Origin of the sequence: Candidatus Halocynthiibacter alkanivorans (assembly GCF_003333265.1) — a bacterium.
Classification (GTDB): Bacteria; Pseudomonadota; Alphaproteobacteria; order Rhodobacterales; family Rhodobacteraceae; genus Halocyntiibacter_A; species Halocyntiibacter_A alkanivorans.
In genome coordinates this window covers 1-20539 of the sequence record NZ_QOLB01000131.1, presented here as the reverse complement: position 1 = coordinate 20539, position 20539 = coordinate 1, and the positions used below count along the sequence as shown (strand labels likewise).

At 61.8% G+C, this 20539-nt stretch carries 18 protein-coding genes; 6 read left to right on the top strand and 12 right to left on the bottom strand.

The genetic code is table 11. The features are described 5' to 3' along the window. Window positions 1-203: 203 nt before the first annotated feature. The gene (locus tag DWA01_RS16740) at window positions 204-761 is read left to right on the top strand and encodes an RNA pyrophosphohydrolase (protein WP_114286953.1); all 558 of its coding nucleotides are present in this window, start codon (window positions 204-206) and stop codon (window positions 759-761) included. Window positions 762-1144: 383 nt separating this feature from the next. Here the strand turns inward: DWA01_RS16740 and DWA01_RS16735 are convergent, their stop codons facing one another. The 6 genes from DWA01_RS16735 to dapE all read right to left on the bottom strand — a co-directional run bounded on the left by DWA01_RS16735 (window position 1145) and on the right by dapE (window position 8577). Continuing rightward, window positions 1145-2413 carry a lytic murein transglycosylase gene (locus tag DWA01_RS16735; RefSeq protein ID WP_114286955.1) on the bottom strand — a complete coding sequence of 423 codons (1269 nt, stop codon included), beginning with the start codon at window positions 2411-2413 and terminating at the stop codon, window positions 1145-1147. A 111-nt stretch (window positions 2414-2524) separates the two neighbouring features. Then, the gene (gene rnr / locus DWA01_RS16730; RefSeq protein WP_114286952.1) at window positions 2525-4798 is read right to left on the bottom strand and encodes a ribonuclease R; all 2274 of its coding nucleotides are present in this window, start codon (window positions 4796-4798) and stop codon (window positions 2525-2527) included. 269 nt (window positions 4799-5067) lie between these two features. Then, on the bottom strand, window positions 5068-5508 hold the full coding sequence (locus DWA01_RS16725) for a rhodanese-like domain-containing protein (RefSeq protein ID WP_160116069.1): 441 nt from the start codon (window positions 5506-5508) through the stop codon (window positions 5068-5070). A 326-nt stretch (window positions 5509-5834) separates the two neighbouring features. Then, entirely contained in the window at window positions 5835-6758 is a 924-nt protein-coding gene (locus DWA01_RS16720; protein WP_160116068.1) for a glutathione S-transferase C-terminal domain-containing protein, read from the bottom strand. Between the two features lie 239 nt (window positions 6759-6997). Further along, a complete protein-coding gene (locus tag DWA01_RS16715) occupies window positions 6998-7441 on the bottom strand; it encodes a GNAT family N-acetyltransferase (protein WP_114286949.1) in 444 nt (147 codons plus the stop codon). Next, window positions 7438-8577 carry a succinyl-diaminopimelate desuccinylase gene (gene dapE, locus DWA01_RS16710; RefSeq protein WP_114286948.1) on the bottom strand — a complete coding sequence of 380 codons (1140 nt, stop codon included), beginning with the start codon at window positions 8575-8577 and terminating at the stop codon, window positions 7438-7440. The genes DWA01_RS16715 and dapE overlap by 4 nt, the downstream gene beginning before the upstream one ends. Window positions 8578-8892: 315 nt before the next feature. Between dapE and DWA01_RS16705 the strand changes: the two genes are divergently transcribed. The 3 genes from DWA01_RS16705 to DWA01_RS16695 are packed head-to-tail and all read left to right on the top strand — an operon-like array spanning window position 8893 to window position 13092. Continuing rightward, on the top strand, window positions 8893-10491 hold the full coding sequence (locus DWA01_RS16705) for a Hint domain-containing protein (RefSeq protein WP_235008590.1): 1599 nt from the start codon (window positions 8893-8895) through the stop codon (window positions 10489-10491). Between the two features lie 9 nt (window positions 10492-10500). Further along, window positions 10501-11979 (top strand): Hint domain-containing protein, encoded by a 1479-nt coding sequence (locus tag DWA01_RS16700; RefSeq protein WP_114286947.1) that lies wholly within the window; start codon window positions 10501-10503, stop codon window positions 11977-11979. Window positions 11980-12039: 60 nt separating this feature from the next. Continuing rightward, window positions 12040-13092, top strand: a complete 1053-nt coding sequence (locus DWA01_RS16695) for a transporter substrate-binding domain-containing protein (RefSeq protein ID WP_114286946.1) — start codon at window positions 12040-12042, stop codon at window positions 13090-13092. Window positions 13093-13698: 606 nt separating this feature from the next. On the opposite strand, the gene DWA01_RS16685 is transcribed toward DWA01_RS16695, so the two are convergent. The 3 genes from DWA01_RS16685 to dapD all read right to left on the bottom strand — a co-directional run bounded on the left by DWA01_RS16685 (window position 13699) and on the right by dapD (window position 15629). After that, window positions 13699-14073, bottom strand: a complete 375-nt coding sequence (locus tag DWA01_RS16685; RefSeq protein WP_114286944.1) for a hypothetical protein — start codon at window positions 14071-14073, stop codon at window positions 13699-13701. 170 nt (window positions 14074-14243) lie between these two features. Further along, window positions 14244-14744 carry a GNAT family N-acetyltransferase gene (locus tag DWA01_RS16680; protein ID WP_114286943.1) on the bottom strand — a complete coding sequence of 167 codons (501 nt, stop codon included), beginning with the start codon at window positions 14742-14744 and terminating at the stop codon, window positions 14244-14246. 57 nt (window positions 14745-14801) lie between these two features. After that, window positions 14802-15629, bottom strand: coding sequence for a 2,3,4,5-tetrahydropyridine-2,6-dicarboxylate N-succinyltransferase (dapD, locus tag DWA01_RS16675; protein ID WP_114286942.1), 828 nt, complete (start codon window positions 15627-15629; stop codon window positions 14802-14804). Between the two features lie 85 nt (window positions 15630-15714). On the opposite strand from dapD, the gene DWA01_RS16670 reads away from it, so the two are divergent. Next, window positions 15715-16563: a TIGR00730 family Rossman fold protein gene (locus DWA01_RS16670; RefSeq protein WP_114286941.1), complete on the top strand. Its 849-nt coding sequence runs from the start codon at window positions 15715-15717 to the stop codon at window positions 16561-16563. Window positions 16564-16734: 171 nt separating this feature from the next. Here the strand turns inward: DWA01_RS16670 and DWA01_RS16665 are convergent, their stop codons facing one another. The 3 genes from DWA01_RS16665 to DWA01_RS16655 form a co-directional block, all read right to left on the bottom strand. Then, window positions 16735-16941 carry a hypothetical protein gene (locus tag DWA01_RS16665; RefSeq protein ID WP_136057772.1) on the bottom strand — a complete coding sequence of 69 codons (207 nt, stop codon included), beginning with the start codon at window positions 16939-16941 and terminating at the stop codon, window positions 16735-16737. Window positions 16942-17003: 62 nt separating this feature from the next. Continuing rightward, window positions 17004-18182: a dual-specificity RNA methyltransferase RlmN gene (gene rlmN, locus DWA01_RS16660; protein WP_114286939.1), complete on the bottom strand. Its 1179-nt coding sequence runs from the start codon at window positions 18180-18182 to the stop codon at window positions 17004-17006. 257 nt (window positions 18183-18439) lie between these two features. Then, entirely contained in the window at window positions 18440-18982 is a 543-nt protein-coding gene (locus tag DWA01_RS16655) for an invasion associated locus B family protein (RefSeq protein WP_114286938.1), read from the bottom strand. A gap of 197 nt (window positions 18983-19179) precedes the next feature. Between DWA01_RS16655 and DWA01_RS16650 the strand changes: the two genes are divergently transcribed. Further along, window positions 19180-20175, top strand: coding sequence for an asparaginase (locus tag DWA01_RS16650; protein ID WP_114286937.1), 996 nt, complete (start codon window positions 19180-19182; stop codon window positions 20173-20175). Window positions 20176-20539 lie beyond the last annotated feature (364 nt).

Sequence of the window (20539 nt, the reverse complement as noted above, 5' to 3'; positions counted from 1 at the left end):
CCCCGACCTGACGCCCTTGTCCGCCAGTTCCATGCCACCTCCCCGGCACAGCGCCCGCGTCCCACCCCGGAATGCGCCGGCCGCACCGGAAACATCCCGGCCTGGCTGACTAACCGCACCTCAAACCGATCCCTGACGCGCGCCAAACCCGGTGCCGGGGACACGCACCCGCTTTCACCAGCCCCAACAGACAGTGACCCGACATGCCCAATTCGCCTGAACAGCCGCCCCGCCCGCCAAAATTCCAACCGCTCCGCCCCGACCAGATTGACGCGCTGCCCTACCGCCCCTGCGCCGGGGTGATGCTGATGAACGCGACGGGGGAAGTCTTTGTCGGCCAGCGGCTCGACAGGCGCGACACCGAGGCCCCCGCCTGGCAGATGCCTCAGGGCGGCATTGATGCGGGCGAAGACCCGCGCAGCGCCGCCCTGCGCGAACTGGCGGAAGAAACCGGCGTCAGCGCCAGTCTGGTGACAATCGAGGCGGAAACCCGGGACTGGATCAGCTATGATCTGCCGCCGCATCTTCTGGGCAAAATCTGGCAGGGCAAGTTCCGCGGCCAACAGCAAAAATGGTTCCTGATGCGCTTTCACGGCACGGACGCGGATATCAATATCGCGCTCGACCACCCGGAGTTTTCCGAATGGCGCTGGCTGCCGGTGGATCAGCTGGTGGAGAATATCGTGCCCTTCAAACGCGACGTCTATGCAAGAGTGGTGCAGGAGCTGACCGGCCCGCGCCCAGCCGGGCAAGACGCCTGACACGCAAGACCAGGATCGGGGCTCAGGTCAGCGGACCGCAGGCGACGCGCGCGCTGTGGAGTTTTCCGAATGGCGCTGGTGCCCGTGTGCCCTGGCGCAGCCACTGATCGCAAGGCCTGCGGGGCAAACGAGCGGGCAAAATAACGCCCGTTCCGGCCGGCCAAAAAAGCTACTCTCTGCGCGGATCTCAGCGTTGGCAATCTCACCGCCAACCGCAGCGACGGCGTTGCAGCCACCGCCCGCAACCGCACGGCCGTCGCAGCGGCCGCCCCGGCGCGGCGCACGGCAAACACCGCGGTTCAGCCCGGTAAACGCCTGCTGCCGTGCCTGCCTCCGCGCCGGAACCCCACAAACCCGGAGTACCCCGGCGTCAGAGCGGCAGCTCAGCGCTCTTTCAACAGCGCCAACAGATCCTGGGACGGGTAGCCATCCGGCGTCACCCCCCGGCTGATCTGAAAGGCACGGATGGCGTTGATTGTATTGGGACCGATAATGCCGTCCACCTTATCGTCCAGAAACCGCATCCGCGTCAGCCGCCGCTGCATCTGTTTCTTCTGCGCAAACGACAGCGGCGCATAGCCCCGCGGCCAGCTGGCCTGAATCGGCAGCCCGCCGCGCAACCGGTCCGCCAGATGGCCCACTCCGATCACATAAGCATCGGCTTTGTTGTATTTTTCGATCACCGCGAAATTTTCAAAGATCATAAACACGGCCCCGTTGGACCCGGCGGGCAGCAGGATCGAGGCGCGGCCATAATTCGGCACCACTTTGCCATCCACACCGCGAACGCCCAGCGCCGCCCAGGCCGCAGGCGATTTCAGCACTGTGCGGCTGGCGAGGTCATAGGTAAAGCCGCGCCGCAGTTGCACTTCCACCCCCCAGGGCTGGCCTTTGACCCAGCCGGAGCGCGCCAGATAGGCCGCCGTTGAGGCCAAAGCATCCGCCGGGTCCTCCGACCAGATGTCGCGTTTTCCATCGCCGGAAAAATCCACCGCAAAACTCAGGTAGGAGCTGGGAATAAACTGGGTATGCCCCATGGCGCCGGCCCAGGAGCCGCGCATGTCGCGCGGACGCACATCACCCGATTGCAGGATCTGCAGCGCCGCCATCAGCTGGCCCTCAAAAAACGCCCCGCGCCGGCCGTCAAAGGCCAGCGTCGCCAGCGCCTCAATCACCGGGATGTCGCCACGCACCTTGCCATAGGCGCTTTCCAGCCCCCAGATCGCCGCCACCACATGCCGGTCCACCCCGTATTTCGCCTCAATGCGCTTCAGCAAAGACTTGTGCCGCCGCAGCGCCGCCTGGCCGTTTCTGACCCGCACCGGCGAAGCGGCACTGTCGAGATAATCCCAGATCTGGCGGGTGAATTCGGACTGGTTGCGGTCCTTGCCCACCACCGCCGCGTTATAATCCACACCACGAAAAGCGCGCTGCAACACCGATTGCGAAATGCCCGCGGCCCGCGCCCGGCGCTCAAAAGCACTGACCCAGCGTTCAAACCGGGCGTTTTCTGTCGCTTTGATCTCCACGACCGCTCCTTCTGTCGCCTGCGTCGCCAGCCCGGACAAATCCACTGGCGCCCGCTCCAGCCCGGCGGCAATCCCGCCTGACGGCATCAGCGCCACCACACATGCAAATAAAACGCCTCTCATCACAAACACCGCCTGTCCTGCGCCGGAAACTCACCTGTCTCTTGCCTGCTTCAAGCCTGCCATGACTTGCGCAAGATACAAAGCCTGCAGGTCAAAGGCGGCGGTCCTCCGCTAGCGCCGCGAGCGCGAGACCTTTTTCTTCACCTTCGCCGCCTTGTGCCGGGCGCGGTCCTGTTTCTGCCCTTTGCCTGACTTGCCGCCTTTGGGCCGGCCCCTGGCACCACGCGGGCCTTTGGGCAGATTGCCGCCCTCCAGCTCCAGCAGTTCCAGGATCAGCCCGCCCGTCGTCGGTGTCGCTTCCGCCAGCCGCACAGTCACCCGGGCGCCAATACCGATCGTCAGGCCGCTTTCTGAGCCCATCAAGGTCGAGCTTTCGGCGTCAAAATGGAAATACTCGCGCCCGATCGAACGCACCGGGATCATGCCATCCGCGCCAGTTTCATCCAGCTTCACAAAGGCACCGAATTTCTGCACCCCGGAAATACGCCCGGTGAACTCACTGCCCACCCGTTCTGACAAGTAGGCCGCCAGATAACGATCCGTGGTATCGCGCTCCGCCACCATCGAACGGCGCTCGCTGTCGGAAATCATTTTGGCAGTGTCTTCCAGCGCCTCAATATCGCCGGGCGACAGCCCGTCTTTGCCCCAGCCGTGGCCGGAAATCAGCGCCCGGTGCACGATCAGATCGGCGTAACGACGGATTGGCGAGGTGAAATGGGCATAAGACTTCAGCGCCAGACCAAAATGGCCAAAGTTTTCCGCGGTGTAATAGGCCTGGGTCATCGAGCGCAGGGTCGAGATATTGATCAGCTCATCCTGATCGGTGCCCGCCGCCTGGGCCAGCAACCGGTTCAGATGTTTGGTGTGCAGCACCTGGCCCTTGGCGAGCGTAAAACCCGAAGCCTGGGCCACTTCGCGCAGCGATTCCAGCTTGGCCATCGAGGGCTCTTCATGCACCCGGTAGAGGAAATTCTGCCGCTTGGAAAACAGCTCCTCAGCCGCGGCCACATTAGCCAGGATCATGAATTCTTCGATCAGACGGTGCGCATCCAGCCGTTCGCGATAAGCGACGGAGGACACTTTGCCATCCTCCCCCAGCACGATCTTACGCTCCGGCAGATCAAGCTCCAGCGGCGCGCGATCGGTGCGCGCCATTTTTGCCGCCTCATAGGCCGCATACAGCGGCGCAATCACCGTCTCCATCAATGGGACGCATTTGTCGCCCACCTCACCGTCCTGCGCCGCCTGCACCTCGCCGTAATTCAGCGAGGCCGCTGACTTCATCAGCCCCCGGTGGAAGCTGTGACCGATCTTTTCGCCAGCCGCGCTCAGCACCATACGCACCGCCAGACAGGGGCGTTCCACGTCTTCGTGCAGTGAACACAGATCGCCCGACAGCCGGTCCGGCAGCATCGGCACCACCCGGTCTGGGAAATAGCTGGAATTGCCACGTTTACGCGCTTCGCGATCCAGCTCAGAGCCCGGCGTCACATAGGCGGCCACATCGGCAATGGCGACCCAGACGATATGGCCGCCCTTATTGGCCGCATCGCGGTCAGCCTCGGCATAGACCGCATCGTCGTGGTCGCGCGCATCGGCCGGATCAATGGTGACCAAAGGCATCGCCCGCAAATCTTCGCGCCCTTTTAACGCCGCTTCCGCGACGGCCTCAGACTCGGCAATCACCGCACCCGGGAACTCATCGGGAATGCCGTGCTGGTGGATCGCAATCAGCGACACCGCTTTGGGCGCACCTGGATCTCCCAGACGGGTGACGATTTTTGCTCGTGGCAGCCCCATACGGCCGCGCGGCCCGCTTTGCTCCGCCTCGACCAGCTCGCCATCTTTGGCGCCGTCTTCATGACCGGCCAGGATCACCCATTCTTTGTCGGACCCCTTGTCCACCGGCAGCACCCGGCCACCCTCATGGCTTTTGCGGAACACCCCCAGAATGCGCTTGGCAGAATGGCTGATACGGCGCACCACCCGCCCAATATAGGCGTAATCTTCATCCTCAACTTCACTGACCCGCCCCAGAATACGGTCCCCCGCGCCCAGCGCCCCGTCTTTGGGGTTGGTGAGCATCAGGATGCGCGGCGCGGCGCCTTCGCCCTGCCAGTCCAGCGGACGCGCAAACAGATCGCCGTCGCTGTCAGGCGCCAGCATCACCAGCACCGACACCGGCGCCAGTTTGCCGGGATCGCGCAACGACTTGCCCTGCTTCTGCAGATGGCCCTCGGCCTCCAGCTCTTTCAGCATCCGTTTCAGATCAATGCGCGCCGCGCCCTTGATGCCAAAGGCACGGGCGATGTCACGTTTGGCGGTGCGGGCGGGGTTGTCGGAAATCCACTGCAGGATTTCCTCTTTTGTGGGCATGCGTTTCATAGGCCAGCCCTAACATGTGAATTGCCGGCGCGCCATGGGGTTGCACGCGGGCGGTGCGGGCCGGGCCAAAGCCGGCATTTGCCGCAGCAGGATCCTCCCGGCCCGGACGCGACCTCAGCGCCACTCCGGGGCCAGTTCGGAGGGCAATTCGGGGGGCAATTCGGGGGGCAGTGCCGGAGCGCCACCGGAGCGCCACCTGGGCCAGCTTTCGGGGCCAGCTCCGGGACGATCCCGGGGCAAGCACCAGATCACGCTCTGTGCCAGGCCGCTCAGCTGCCAGTTTCCACTGCATAATCCGCGGCGGTCCAGGCCGGATAGCCACCGGCGAAATAATAGACGTTTTCATAGCCCAGCGTGAGCGCATAAGCGCAGGCATTGGCGGAGAGCTTGCAATCGGTGCCGCCGCAGTAAAACACCAGCTCTTCTTGCCTGCCCGCCAGTTCTTCCAGCTGGTCCAGCCGCAGGCTGATCGCGCCGGCGATATGGCCCTGTTCCCAGCGCCCGTAAGAGCGCGCATCCAGAAATTTCACCCCGCGGGCGTGCAGGGCCTGCGCTTCTGCCGCGTCGATCAGGGTGGCGCCTTCCACCCCGTAGCCGGCCACCGCATCGCCGGTGATAAGGGCGCGCCATTCGCTTTGCGCCACAGAGGCAGGCGCAAAAGCAAAAACAAGTAAAAGCAAGGCCGCAGCGCCGGTCAGAATATGTCTCATAGTGATTCTCCGAAATGGCCGGACCATCTGCTTTGAAGACAATGAAACGACACAAGTCCGGCAGCAGCCAGACGTCAGCCATAGTCTCCCTCACGCAATTTGAAATGCCCCGGCATTACAGTGCGGAAAACAAATTCACGCACTTTCGTGGCCGCCACCATACAGCAGAAACAACGATTTTTCATCCAGTTTCAGCCCGAATTCGAACCTGCGCGGCCCCCGGAGCCGGATTTCGCCGCAGTTTGAAATGCTTATTGAATATTGCAGCGGCAACGCAGTCGGCATGCGACCATCGCAATTACTTCAGCGGTGTCAGCGCCCCGGCCTTACAACCCCGTGGTGTCACCCCAGTCGATCACCGGTTGCTGGGCGATGATGTTATGGGGATTGTGACTGCCATCGTTGATATAATAACCGGCGCGGATTTCATCGAAATCGACCGTGTCGCTGATGCCGGGCATCTGGAATATGCGCCGGGTAAAGCGCCACAGCGCCGGATAATCCACCAGCCGTTTGCGTGTGCATCTGAAATGGGTCGCATACACCGTGTCAAAGCGCACCAGAGTGGCAAACAGGCGGAGATCGCTCTCGGTCATGTCGGCGCCAAACAGAAACACCCGCTCCGACAACCGGGCCTCAAGCTGCTCCATCGTCGCAAACACCAGATCGACTGCGGCGTCATACTCATCCTGCCGCTCGGCCTTGCCGGCGCGGTACACTGCATTTGACAGCCCGTCAAAAATGCTTGCGGTCAACTTTTCAATCTCGTCACGCAGCGGCTCCGGGCACAGATCCGGCCCGCTTCCGGCCTGATTGAACGCGCGCAAGATATCTGCGGAGGAATTGCACAGGATCCGGTTTTGAACCCGATCCCAAAGCACCGGCACCGTGACCCGCCCGGTGAAAGCCGCATCCGTCCGGCTGTAAAGCTGGTGCAGATGGCGCACGTCACCGCCCGCGGACAAAGGCCCGTTGGGACGAATGCCATAACCCTGCACCCGCGGCCCACCGGCCAGTTGCAGAGGCAAGCGGCCGGCAAAACCCTTAAACACCAAAGCCAGCACCGTCGCGTGCGACCAGGGACAGCTTGCCGAAGCCACCAGCACAAAGCGCGACGGTTCTGTGCTCAGGAGATCAACGCTCTGCGCATCCAGCGTGGTGGGCATCGCGCTCATCTCGCGGCGATAGGTGCCGTCCTGCATTGAGCGGTCGGCCGTATTGTCCCAGATGCCGTCAATCAACATACCCATCGCTCTGTCCTGTCCTGTTTTATCCTGAAAACCTGACCGCAGGCCGCGCGCCATGCCAGCCGAAGTCCCGTTGAAACCGGCAATCTCCGCACGTTACTCCGGCCACATCGCCGCTCTACCGGAGTGCAACCCACCCCAAGGGCCAGCTGATGCGTTTAAAGCAACGTGCACCGCCGCCCAGTAAACGCCGACATCCGGCCTGTGTGACTTGCATATATGACCGTCACCCGCGCCCCGGATCATCCGGGCCCGAACGCCCGTTCCATATCGATATGGGGCACCGCGCCGTCCATATACTCGTCGCCATAGGCGGTGAAACCGAGCTTTTCATAGAAAACGATGGCATGGGTCTGGGCCGACAGATAAGCACGGCGCACGCCTTCTACATGTTCAAAATGCGCCAGCCCGGCGCGTACCATCGCGGCGCCAAGCCCGCTGCCACGCCCGGGGCTCGCCACACATATACGGCCGAACTTGACCGTGTCCCCGACCCGGATCATGCGTGCTGTACCGACAGGCACGCCTCCGCGCGTGGCCAGAAGATGCACCGCCTCGGCGTCGAGATCGTCAAACTCTTCGTCCAGAGGATAACCCTGCTCCTCGACAAACACTGCAATGCGCAGCGCCCGGCAGGGGGCAAAATCTTCGGCTATCGAAACCACAATCTCTGCCGTATCACTCATGCGAAATAGTCCTGCAGAATGCGGCCATAGATCGCCTTCAGCACCGGGATCTGCGCCAAGTCTACCCGTTCATCCACCTGGTGCATGGTCTTGCCCACGAGACCAAATTCCACCACCGGACAGTGGTTTTTTACAAAACGCGCATCTGACGTGCCACCGGTGGTGGACAGCACCGGCGTCACCCCGGTTTCTGCCGTCACCGCTGCAGCAACCAGATCGGACAATGGCCCGGGCAGGGTGATGAAACTTTCGCCCGAAATCTTGATCTTCATGCTGACCTTCGCGCCGGTTTCCGCCTCAACCTTTGCCGCTTCGCCCAGCAGCCAGTCTGACAGTGAGGCGCCGGTATGCGCGTCATTAAAGCGGATATTGACGGTGCCACGTGCCTCGGCCGGGATCACATTGGTCGCCGGGTTGCCCACATCCACCGTGGTGATCGCCAGCGTGGAGGCGTCAAAATGGCCGGTGCCCTGATCCAGCTCAAGGCTGGCCAGCCGGTCCATCAGCCGCACCAGGGCGGTGACCGGATTGTTGGCGCGGTGCGGATAGGCAGAATGGCCCTGCTCGCCACGCACGGTGATCCAGGCGGTCATCGAACCACGGCGGCCGATCTTCATCATCTCGCCCATCGTGTCGGGGCAGGTCGGCTCGCCCACCAGACAGACCGACAGCGCCTCGCCCTCGTGCTCCATCCACTCCAGCAGCGCCACCGTGCCATCCAGCGCGTCGCCCTCCTCGTCGCCGGTGATCGCCAGCACCACCGCGCCTTCGGGCGGGGTATCGCGCACAAAATCAACCGCCGCCGCCGCAAAAGCCGCCACCCCGGATTTCATATCGGTGGCGCCCCGGCCCCACAAAAAGCCGTCTTTAATCTCGCCACCAAAAGGATCCACACTCCAGGCCGCCACATCGCCCAGCGGCACCACATCGGTGTGGCCGTTGAACCCAAAAGTCTTTGCCGCGCCCTTTTCGCCCCAGCGCGCATAAAGATTGCTGACGCCGCCACGGTCCACGCGGGTGCAGACGAATCCCGCGCCGCTCAGCAGTTTTTCCAGCAGCACCAGCGCACCGCCCTCTTCAGGTGTGACAGAAGCGCAACGGATAAGATCAGCGGTCAGGGCAACAGGGTCAGTCATAACATCCTCGGATTGGCTCGGTTTTACAGGTGTTAGCGGCTCTGCGCCCGCTCTGCAACGTCCGCCACCGGGCCCGGCCATATCGCCGACCGGCCAGCGGTAAATCCGGAAAATCGTTAACAAAAGGTTACCAAAGGGTTAACAGAGTCACCGGACTGTGCCATCAACAAGGTAATAATAACGTCCTGAGGCAGGACAAGGGGACCAAAATCGGCCCCGCAGATATGAGCAGATCCCTGATCCCGTCCGGCCCCCCGGATGCGGCACGATATGCATCAGATCTCCCCACCTCAGCACCCAAAACCTGAGGCAGTCATGGCAAAAGCCCCCAAGACCACTGGCACCAAAGCCAAAGAGCTGGACATCGACAGCAAAGCCTCAGCGATGGAAATGGCGGATGCGGTCTTTGGCGACGGTGTCACGGTGCTGGACGCCAGCTACAGCGGCGACAGTGCCGCGTCGGGCATTTATTCCGGCGGCGAGAGCACCAGCCCCGGTGTCACCCCCGGCGACAGCGGCGTGATCCTGTCCACCGGCAAGGTCAGCGATTTCACCAACAGCAAAGGCGCCGCCAACAGCAGCGGCTCCACCTCGAACAACACCTCCGGCGTCAACAACGATGCCGGGTTCAACGCGCTCGCCGGCACCTCGACCTATGACGCGTCCATTCTGGACGTGGATTTCATCCCCGAGGGCGACACGCTGACCATGCAGTTCGTATTTTCCTCGGACGAATATCCCGAATACGCCGCGTCGCTTTACAATGACGTGGTCGGGGTCTGGATCAACGGCAACTACGTGCCGATGACGATCTCCGGCGCTGACAGTTCGGTCGGCAACGTCAACGATTCTAACAACGAAAACCTCTATATCGACAACACCGGCGGCAGTTATAACACGGAAATGGACGGGTTTACCGTCACCATGACCCTGACCATCCCGGTCAATGCCGGCGCGCTGAACTCGATCCGCATCGGCATCGCGGACGTGTCTGACAGCTCTTATGATTCCAACCTGCTGATCGCCGGCGACAGCCTGCAGACCACGCTGATCGCCAATGCGGACGACGTTGACATCGCGCCCGATGGCAGCAAGACGCTCGACGTGCTGGCCAATGACAGCAACGCCACCGGTGGCAGCCTGACCGTCACCCATATCAACGGTGTTGCCGTCAGCGCCGGTGACAGCGTCACTCTGCAGAGCGGCCAGACCGTGCAGCTCAATCCAGACGGCACCCTGACCATCAGCACCGATGCTGACCTTGAAGACGTCAGTTTCACCTATGGCATCAGCAGCTCCACCGGCGAAAGCGATACCGGTTTTGTCACCGTCAACACCGTGCCCTGTTTTGTCGCCGGCACCGGCATCCACACCCCCGACGGCCTGACCCCGGTTGAAGACCTGCGCCCCGGCGATCTGGTGCTGACCCGGGACGACGGCGCCCGCCCCCTGCGCTGGAGCGGGTCGCGCACCGTGGCCGCCGAGGGCGATTTCGCCCCCATTCACTTCTCTGCCGGCGCGCTTGGCGACCACGGTGCGCTGACCCTGTCGCCGCAGCACCGGGTGCTGGTCTCTGACGGTATTTCCGAGATGCTGTTTGGCGAAGCCGAAGTGCTGATTGCCGCCAAAGACCTGGTCAATGACCACTCGATCCGCCGCCAGCCCGGCGGTTCGGTCACCTATGTGCACCTGCTGTTTGACCACCATCAGGTGATCTGGTCGGAAGGGCTCGCCACCGAAAGCTTTCTGCCCGGCCCCCAGGTGCTGCAGCAGTTTGAACAGGACACGCTCGGCGAAATCTGCGCGCTGTTTCCGGAACTTGACCCCTCGACCGGCCAGGGCTACAGCGCCGCCGCCCGGCCGCTGCTGAAAGGCTATGAAGCCCGGCTGCTTGCATATGCGCCAGCAGTTTAAGGCAGACCGGTGAGCTGGATCGGCCTCAATGACCGCCAGATCGCGCGGTTTGATGCGCGCGGCATCGCGCCAGAGGGTGTGGGTGCGGGCGCGGCGGGTGCGGGTGCGGCGGGGTCTCAGCCCCGGGCCGCGCTGCCAGAAAATGCGCTGCCGGAAGACGCGATGCTCTGCCAGGGCAGCCTGGTGGTGGAAACCTGCTTTGACCCGACATGCAAACAGCCTCAGATCCTGGTCTCGCTGGCGCGGGACCTGCCCTGGCCCTGCCGCATCGCCTTGCAAATCTCAGAAACAGGCCAGCTGTGCTGGCTGCACCGCCAGGGCAGCGTAAGCAGCAAAGGCGCACTGGATCTGAACCTGCTGACACAACCGGACCGGCTGCGCATCAGCTATAACTGGGATGCGCCCGCCCGCAGCGCCTGGCTCACCGTGCTGGATCTGGACAGTGGCCAGGCTCTCACCACCAGGGTGGCCCATCCGGCGCCGCTTCTGCTGCGTGATCTCGCGCGCATCCTGCTGAACCCGGCATCATTACAGGGGCAATGCGCCGCCACCGGGCATCCGGGCGAAACCCCAGCTGAGCGCATGGACAATCAAACCGGCAGGCCTGCGACGGGGGCCGCAACCAGCCACACTGAGCTGCACTCCGCCGGTCACTCCGACAGCCACTCCGTCAGTCACTCCGACGGGCTCTCCGCCAGTTATTCTGGCACGCGCACAAACCGTCTGCAGCAGCCACACCCGCGCTGTCACACGGCGCATCACACCGGGCTTCACGTGGGGCAACTCCCGGAACCGCAGCCTGACCAGCCCCCCGGACCACGCGCAGAGCCACACCCGGAACCGCACGTTGAACCGCACTCCGAACCGCACCTGGGCCCCGGGCTGCGCCTGATCGCGCTTTCAGACCGGCCGGAACCGACGCTGATGGTGCCCACTCTCTGCGGCGATGCCCTGATTGACACCGAATTTGGTCCGCGCCCGGTGCAGGACCTGCGCCCCGGCGATCTGATCTGCCTCGCTGGCGGCGACATCGCGCCGCTGCGCGCCCTGATCACACAGCAGCTGCCCGCCTGTGGCTGGTTCGCACCGGTGGAGCTGCGGGCGCCGTTTTTCGGGCTGCACCAAAGCATCCTGGTCGCCCAGGACCACCACCTGCTGCTGACCGGGCCGGACGCCGACTACCTGTTTGGCGAAAGCCACCTGCTGGTCAAAGCCCGCCACCTGCAGCATCACAACGGCGCCCGGCTCTGTCCCGGGCTGCTGCAAACAATGTATCAGCTGCTGTTTGACGATCACACCTGTGTGCAGGCGGGCGGCATTGGCAGCGAAAGCCTGTTCACCGGTCAGATTGCGGCGCAGCCGGCGCTGCTGGCGCGCTCAACGCTGGCGCAGATGCCCGCCGCCCGAATTCCACGCCACAAGCACCGTTTCCGCCCGGTGCTTGGTCGTTTTGAAGCCGAAACCCTGATCCGGGCCACCTCGGTGTGATCGAAGATTGATATTTCCCGCATCTTTGTGCCAAATGCCGCCCAGGATGAGGAATAAAACATGCGGTTTATCGTATTACTGAGCGCGCTCATATTTTGGGCGCAGGGTGCCGTCGCACTTGATCTGCGCATTGCCACGATCACAAGACCGCCGTTCTCGATGGAAGACGGCGGCCGGGCCACCGGGTTTTCCATTGACCTGTGGCAGGCGCTGGCCCGCGACATCGGCATCCATACCACCTTTGAACGGGCGACACAGTTCCCCGCCATGCTGGACCAGGTGCAAAACGGCGAAATCGATGCTGCCATCGCCAACATTTCGATCACCGCCCGGCGTGAAGTGCTGATGGATTTCAGCCAGCCGATCTTTGAAAGCGGGCTGCAGATCATGATCCCGGCTGAGGCCGGCAGCAGCAGTGCCATGTGGACAGCGCTGTTTTCCGGCGACCTGCTGATCGCGATTCTGCTGGCCTTTGCGCTGCTGTTTGGCGGCGGCATGCTGATGTGGCGGCTGGAACGCCACAAACAGGAGTATTTCAACATGCCGGCAAAGGACGCGATGTTCCCGGCCTTCTGGTGGGCGCTGAACCTGGTGGTCAACGGCGGATTTGAAGAACGCCAGCCGCGCTCGCCGCTGGGCCGGGCGCTGGGGGTGTTTCTGGTGGTCTCCTCGCTGTTTATCGTCTCGGTCTTTGTGGCAAAAATCACCACCGCCATGACCATCAACGCCATTCAGTCCTCGGTCACCTCGGTGAATGATCTCTATGGTAAAAACAATGGCACCATCGCCGATTCCACCGCCGCCATATTCCTGGACGCCCGCAACCTGAATTATACCGGCTATCCGGATCTGGTCACCCTGCTGGCGGATTTTGAAAACGGCGCCCTCGATGCGGTGGTGTTTGATGCGCCGATCCTGGCCTGGTATGCCAACAGCAAAGCCGGCAAAAACGCCCAGATGGCCGGGCCGGTGTTCATGCGGGAAAACTACGGCATTGCGCTGCCCTCGGGCAGTGAGTTGGCCGAGCCGATCAATCAGAGCCTGCTGAAACTGCGCGAAGACGGCACCTATGACCGCATTTACAGAAAATGGTTCGGCACCGCGCTGCGCTAGGCGAGGCCCCGGATCAGGCCCCGGACCGGGCGGCGCTGCGCCGGCGCCCGCCACTGTAAGCGACTTACACATCAAACCGGCGCCAGGCAGAAACGAATCTAGACGCGCCGCCTGTTTCCAAATCTAATTCCCAATGCTTACCACTGGATAGCTGGTCGAATTCCCTGAGCCACCACCAATGCCTTTTAATGAAACACCTGGCTTACCCACCGACATCATCCCTGCACATTTCTTGAATTTTTTTAGCCCATTTGTGCGATAGACCGTGCACTAGCACCTGAATAGAAACCATCATTAGAAACGTGACTATAAGAGCCAAAAAGCCAAAAGCTGCATTGAAAAGTATGGCTGGAAACTCAGTATATAAGTAACTTGGGTGGAAAATCCTGGGAACCACCCCCAATATGTCGACAACAACTACGGCTACAAAAACGATAAACAGGACGGGTCGGTAAATTGCGGCCCGGCACAATATACAAAACGGAGTTTTTACAAGATTCACGACTTTTCTCTCCATTATTAATTCCAAACAGAATGTCTTTGAACAGGCCACAATAAACAAAAACGGCGCCCTGGGGCGCCGTCAGAACAGAAGTTTACACACCCTCAGTGCAGCGGCGCATCCAGATCGTGGATACTGTCAGCCTCGTCATAAAACGGCGTCATCTGCGCCACCACCACGGAGTTTTCCACCAAAGCGCGCTCCATCAGCTCGCGTTCATCGTCGGAAATATCATGGCCCTGCTCTTCACGCTCACTCAGCGTGCCATAGCCGGTCACATCCAGCGGCGCCAGTTCAGCCTGTTTCAGGATCGCCACGGTTTCGCGCACCGCTTCGGCCTCATCCACACCACTGGCATAGATCATCAGCGCGCCACCGGTGGCCCCTTTGGGCAGACCGTCGCCTGTTTTGCGACCCACCTGGACCAGCAGCGTATAGACCTGCTGGCGCGAGGGTTTTTTGATTTTCTTTTCTTCCATGCTCCGCACTTATCCCGCCGCCCTGCCCGCCGTCAACCACCGCACGCGCGCCACCGGAGGTTTCAGCCAGGGACAGCGCGCTCCAGAAAGAGGTACAAGGCCCGGCAGACAAGGTCCCGAAACACGCTGGACAAAACGCTGGACAAAACATAGTGCCGCCCCGGCAGGGGTCAGAGCCGCAGCCGCATACAGATCTCATGCTCTGCATCGCCCGAATCCGGGGCGCGGTGCTCTATCTCAAATCCCAGTTTTTCATAGAGCGGCAGCGCCTCGATGTGGCGGTCCAGCGTTGACAGCACCATTTCCTCATAGCCAATCCCGCGGGCGCGCTCAATAAGCCGGCTTGCCAGCGCCATGCCAATGCCGCGCCGCCGCGCCCGGTGGCGCACATACATCCGGTTCATCTCGCAGACGCCGGGTTCACGCGGCTTTAACATCACGATGCCCAAAGGCACCCCGTCCTCCTTGGCCAGCAGACAGGTGCCGTGCGGCGGGCCAAAATAGGTCAGCAGATCTTCCAGCTGCGCCGCAAAATTCTGCGTGTTCAGATAGTGGTTGATGGTGTCGAGCTGCTCCGGATAGCGCTCGCGCAGCCAGTCAATGAATTCCCAGGCCAGCTGCCGCACATGGGCCACATCCTCAGGATCATCTACATCATAAATAAAAATCATAACGTCCCCCCGCCGGTGTCAAACCGCCGGGGAGTGTAGCACAAAGCGCACGCTTAATCAGTCACGCAGCAGCTCATTGATGCCGGTCTTGGAGCGGGTGCGCGCATCCACCCGTTTCACGATCACAGCACAATAGAGGCTGACGTTGTTTTTGCTGGGCATCGAGCCGGCGACAACCACCGAATAGGGCGGCACTTCGCCATAGCTGACGTCGCCGGTTTCACGGTCCACAATCTTGGTGGACTGGCCGATGAACACACCCATACCCAGAACCGAGCCTTCGCGCACGATACAGCCTTCAACCACTTCGGAACGGGCGCCGATAAAACAGTTGTCCTCGATGATGGTTGGTCCCGCCTGCATTGGCTCCAGAACGCCGCCAATGCCAACACCGCCGGAGAGATGCACGTTTTTACCGATCTGAGCACAGGAGCCAACAGTGGCCCAGGCGTCGACCATGGTGCCCTCACCGACATAGGCGCCGAGGTTGACAAAAGATGGCATCAACACCGCACCTGGCGCGATATAGGCCGATTTGCGCACAATCGAGCCCGGCACCGCGCGAAAGCCCGCGGTTTTCCATTCATTGTCGCCCCAGCCTTTGAATTTGCTGTCGACTTTGTCAAACCAGCTGGAGCCCTGCGGCGCGCCGGACTGTTCTTCCATATCTGACAGCCGGAAGCCCAGCAGCACCGCTTTTTTGGCCCACTGGTTCACGTTCCAGTCGCCGTTCTCCTGCCGCTCTGCCACCCGCAGCTTGCCGCCGTCCAGAGCCGCCAGAGTGTCTTCAATGGCCTCACGGGTCTCGCCCATGGTGGCAGGGGTGATGGTGTCGCGCACATCCCATGCGGCTTCAATTGCGGTCTCAAGCTGTGCGTTTGACATCAGCATCTCCAATTCGTGTCTGGTTTCGCGTTGGCCTAAGGCTATACTCAGTTGAGCGCAGGTGCGCAATTATGAAGGAGACCATATGAAAGACGACCCCCGGTCCCACGCATTTCGGGATTCCAATCAGGACATCGACGCGGTCAGCCACGTGCCCGATACGGCACAGACCCGCGCCCCGGCCTACAAACTGGCTTTTGCTGACAAAGAATTTTTATGCCAGGACGCATTGCGCCCGGTGCGCCTGCAGCTTGAATTGCTGAAACCCGAAATGATGATGGCGGAATACGGGGTTGAGAGCACCGTGGTGCTGTTTGGCGGCGCCCGTATTCCGGAACCGTCCAAAAAAGACACCGCCCGCACCCAGACGCTGGCAGATCTGAGCAAATACTACGACGAAGCCCGCGAATTTGCCCGCCTGGTGACGCTCGACAGCGACAAGGACGGTGGCAAAAAAAACGTCATTGTCACCGGTGGCGGTCCCGGCGTGATGGAAGCCGGCAACCGCGGCGCGACGGACGCGGGCGGCGTGTCAATCGGGCTGAATATTGTGCTGCCGTTTGAACAGGCGCCCAATGAATACGTCACCCCGGACCTGTGCTTTAACTTTCATTATTTTGCCATCCGCAAGATGCATTTTCTGATGCGCGCCAATGCGATCGCGGTGTTTCCCGGCGGTTTTGGCACGCTGGACGAGATGTTTGAAACCCTGACACTGATTCAGACCGGCCGGATGAAACGGGTGCCGTTCCTGCTGTTTGGCGAAGCGTTCTGGCGCAAGATCATCAACTGGGAGGCGCTGCAGGAGGCCGGCACCATCGCTGCTGATGATCTGGAGCTGTTCCGCTTTGTGGATACCGCCCAGGAGGCCTATGCGCTGCTGAAAAACTGGGAAGGGGCCGGCGAAACGCGCGACAGCGTGCCTGGCCGCTGAGGCAGCAACTTCAGGGCGCCATCGGATTGACTGCCGGTGTCACGTGCGACGGACCGCAAGCCCTGGAAGAAGATTCTGGCCTTCGGCGAGGATATTTGCACCAAAAAGAAACCGGGGCAGACGGCAAAACCAACAGCCAGCGCCGCGCGGACAGCCGCTGAAACAGGCCCTTCAGCGGGCCTGTTGTCCGAGCACCTCGTACTCAGCCTCAATCACCGGATCAGCAGTGGCTTCGTCCCGGGTGGTGCGGGCGGCCCGGATATATTCCCGGCCGGCCATTTCACGTATCAGATCGCCGACTCGCAAGCCGCGTTCGCGGGCCATAAGATGCAGCAGATCCACCGTTGCGCCTGGCAAAAGAAATGTAATTTGTTCCATGGGCCCAGCCTGCCCGATCATGCTTAAAACAGGGTTAAGCATGATCGGGCTGTGCGCCAGGCTTACATGCCGGCTTCGGCCTCGATCTGTTTGCGGCTTTTACGCTCGCGCTCAGTGGCCGATTTCAGCTGCCCGCAGGCGGCCATGATATCTTCGCCCCGCGGCCGGCGGATCGGCGAGGAATAGCCCGCATCATGGATGATGTCGGCAAAGGCGTGAATGCGATTGTTGGACGAGCGCTTATAGGGCGCGCCGGGCCATTCATTGAACGGGATCAGGTTGATCTTGGCCGGAATGCCCTTGATCAGCTGCAACAGACGGTGAGCGTCCTCGTCGCTGTCGTTGACGTCCTTCAGCATCACATATTCAAAGGTAATGCGTTCTGAGTTAGACACTTTGGGATAGGAGCGCAGCGCTTCCAACAGCACCTCCAGCGGGTATTTTTTGTTGATCGGCACCAGCTTGTTGCGCACCTCATCGGTGGTGGCATGGAAGGAAACCGCCAGCAGACAGCCGATCTCCTCGGCGGTGCGCGCGATCTCGGGCACCACGCCGGAGGTGGACAGGGTGATGCGGCGGCGTGACAGGGAAATGCCTTCGGGATCCATCGCGATGTTCATCGCATCGCGCACGTTGTCAAAATTATACAGCGGCTCGCCCATGCCCATCAGCACGATATTGGACAGGCGCCGCGCTTCGGGCGGGTTGGGCACCCCCAGCTCCGGCCATTCGCCCAGATCATCACGCGCCACCAGCACCTGGCCGATGATTTCCGCCGCCGTCAGGTTGCGCACCAGTTTCTGGGTGCCGGTGTGGCAGAACGGGCAGGTCAGAGTGCAGCCGACCTGGGAGGACACACAAAGCGTGCCGCGGTCGGTTTCCGGAATATAGACGATCTCGACTTCATGGCCGCCGGCAATGCGCACCAGATATTTTCGGGTGCCGTCTTCCGAGACCTGACGTGTCACCACCTCGGGCACCGCCAGCACACAGTTCTCCGCCAGCAACTCGCGGTAAGGTTTGGCGAGGTTGCTCATCAGCGCGAAGTCCCGCACGCCCTTTTGATAGATCCACTGCCAGATCTGGCCAGTGCGCATTTTCGCCTGTTTTTCAGGGGTGCCGATCGAAATCAGCGCGTCACGCAGCTGCTCCCGGGTCAGGCCAATAAGATTAAGCGGGCCCGGCTCGGTTTTGCGGGGGATGGTCATCACGTCTTGAGTGATCGGTGCTGTAGCCGGCATGGTGCGCGCTCCTGAGTGGGTCAGAGGCGGGCTTTATAGCAGATTCGCCGCGATGGAAACATCTGGCCGCTGCAATTGCCGCAAAGCAGCCAGGCGACTGGCTTGCCGCAGCCCGGAGTGTGACGGACCAGGATGGGCCAGGACAGGACGCCGGGCGACGGGGCGATCCGCCGCCACCCGGGTTTCTGTGTTGGGAGCCGGGTGGTGCAGGCCGGATCTGGCCCGCAAGGTCGGCAGGATCGCGTTGCTCTGCGCGGTTACGGGCAGCGCTTGCTGGCTTCGGCCAGCGAGGCGGTAAAGCCAAGCAGCGAAAAGGTATCTTTGGTCCGTGTGCCGCGCGCCGAGCCGCCACTCAGCACCGCTGTGGCGCCGCGTTTCATCGCGGTGATGATTTTGGTATCATCGGCTACGGTGGCCGGCCAGGCCGTTTCGCCCTCGGTAAACAGCTCAAATTTGCTGCCGGAAATCTCCAGCGTCACGGTGGATCCGCCCTTGAACGGGTAGCCGCCGATAAAGGAGACCTGACCATTGATGCCACTGGAGGGCATATAGGTCACCATCAGCAGCACCGCGCCGCGGCGCACCGCTTTGACGCGGCCGTTCTGATCCGTGTTGACCGATTCTTTCGGTGGTGACGCGCTCCAGCACTGTTTCTGTGGCGCGGCTTCTTCAAACACATACCAGTCGGTATTGGCCGCAACCCGGTTTTCGGATTCCTGCGCCACAGCGGCCAGTGGCGCGCTGAACGTGGCTACGGACATGGCCGCAGCGGCCAGTATTTTGGTGATACTCGTTTTCATTGCTCTGCAGCCTCCAAGCTGTCCCTGCCTCATCGGGCTCTTTGCACCGTCCCTGTCAACGCAGGGCCTGTCTTAATGCAGGTTTTACGGATTACATGGCCGTTTTCAACTGTTGCGACGCAGTGTAACGTGAATTTGCCTGGCGGTGATAGAGTCCTGGGCGAGATTTCGCTGAAACAAGAAGAGACAATACTGAAATGATGCAACCAGTCCCAATGGCCGAGCTCTGGCGCGGCGGAATTCTTGAATCCCAACACCTGGGCCACGCGGTGGTCTGTGACGCACGTGGCGAGGTCATCCAAGCCTGGGGCGACCCCGCGGCGGTGATTTTTCCGCGCTCGTCGTGCAAAATGATCCAGGCGCTGCCGCTGATTGAAAGCGGTGCGGCAGACGCCGCCGGGCTGAGCGACGCCCAACTGGCGCTGGCCTGTGCGTCCCATCAGGGCGCCGCGATTCACACGGTGCCGGTGGCGGCCTGGCTGAAGGATCTGGGCCTGGGCGAACAAGACCTGCGCTGCGGCGCCCATGTGCCCACAGATCCCGAAGCGAAGGCTGCGCTGATCAAAACTGACAGCTCCCCCTGCCAGCTGCACAACAACTGCTCCGGCAAACATGCGGGGTTCCTGACCCTGAACAAACACCTGGGCACAGGGTCGGAATATACCGAGCTGGACCACCCGATCCAGAAGATGATTCTCGAGGCTTTTGAAGAGGTGACGGAAGAGACCAGCCCCGGCCATGGTATCGACGGCTGTTCCGCGCCCAACTTTGCGACTTCGGTGCATGGGCTGGCCCGCGCCATGGCGACATTCGCCAGCGCACACACGCGCGCGGACCGCCGCTCACAGGCCGCCGAGCGGCTGGTGGATGCGATGCGCGCCTGGCCGGAGCTGGTGGCCGGGGAAAGCCGCGCCTGTACTGAGCTGATGCGCGCCATGGATGGCCGGGTGGCGATTAAGACCGGTGCCGAAGCGGTGTTTGTCGCCATCATCCCCGAGCTGCAGCTGGGGGTGGCGCTGAAAATCACCGATGGCAGCACCCGGGCGGCGGAATGCGCCGTGGCGGCGATCCTGGTGAGGCTCGGCGTGCTGGACGCGGCCCACCCGGCAACGCAGAAACGCATGAACACCGAGATCAGCAGCCACCGCGGGTTGCACGCCGGCTGGTTCCGCCCCGCCGCCGCTCTCGCCTGAACGCGCGAAGCGCGGTGCTCCCGCGCGTTTGAACCTCAGGTAACTGAGGCCGTCAAACCCTTGGGCCGGGCCGCGCTCCGCGCGGCAACAGACTCCGCCCGCCCTGCAAGGGTGGGTGGGCAAATAATCTGTGCGCCGCCGGCGCAATTGCGCCAGCGGCAAAGAGCAGCTACTTCTCCGGCAAGGTAAAAGCTCTTTTAAAAAGGGTTTTCGCCGGCAGAAGATTTATTTGTCTCGCGGCTTCTGGTCAGGCTGGGAACGTCTGTTTCGCTTGCTTATGAGAGATAGAAAGCTTCCGGAAGTTGATATACGCCGCAAGAAAAACGCTATCCCTTTTCGCACAGGTCGCCGATCTCTCAAGCGC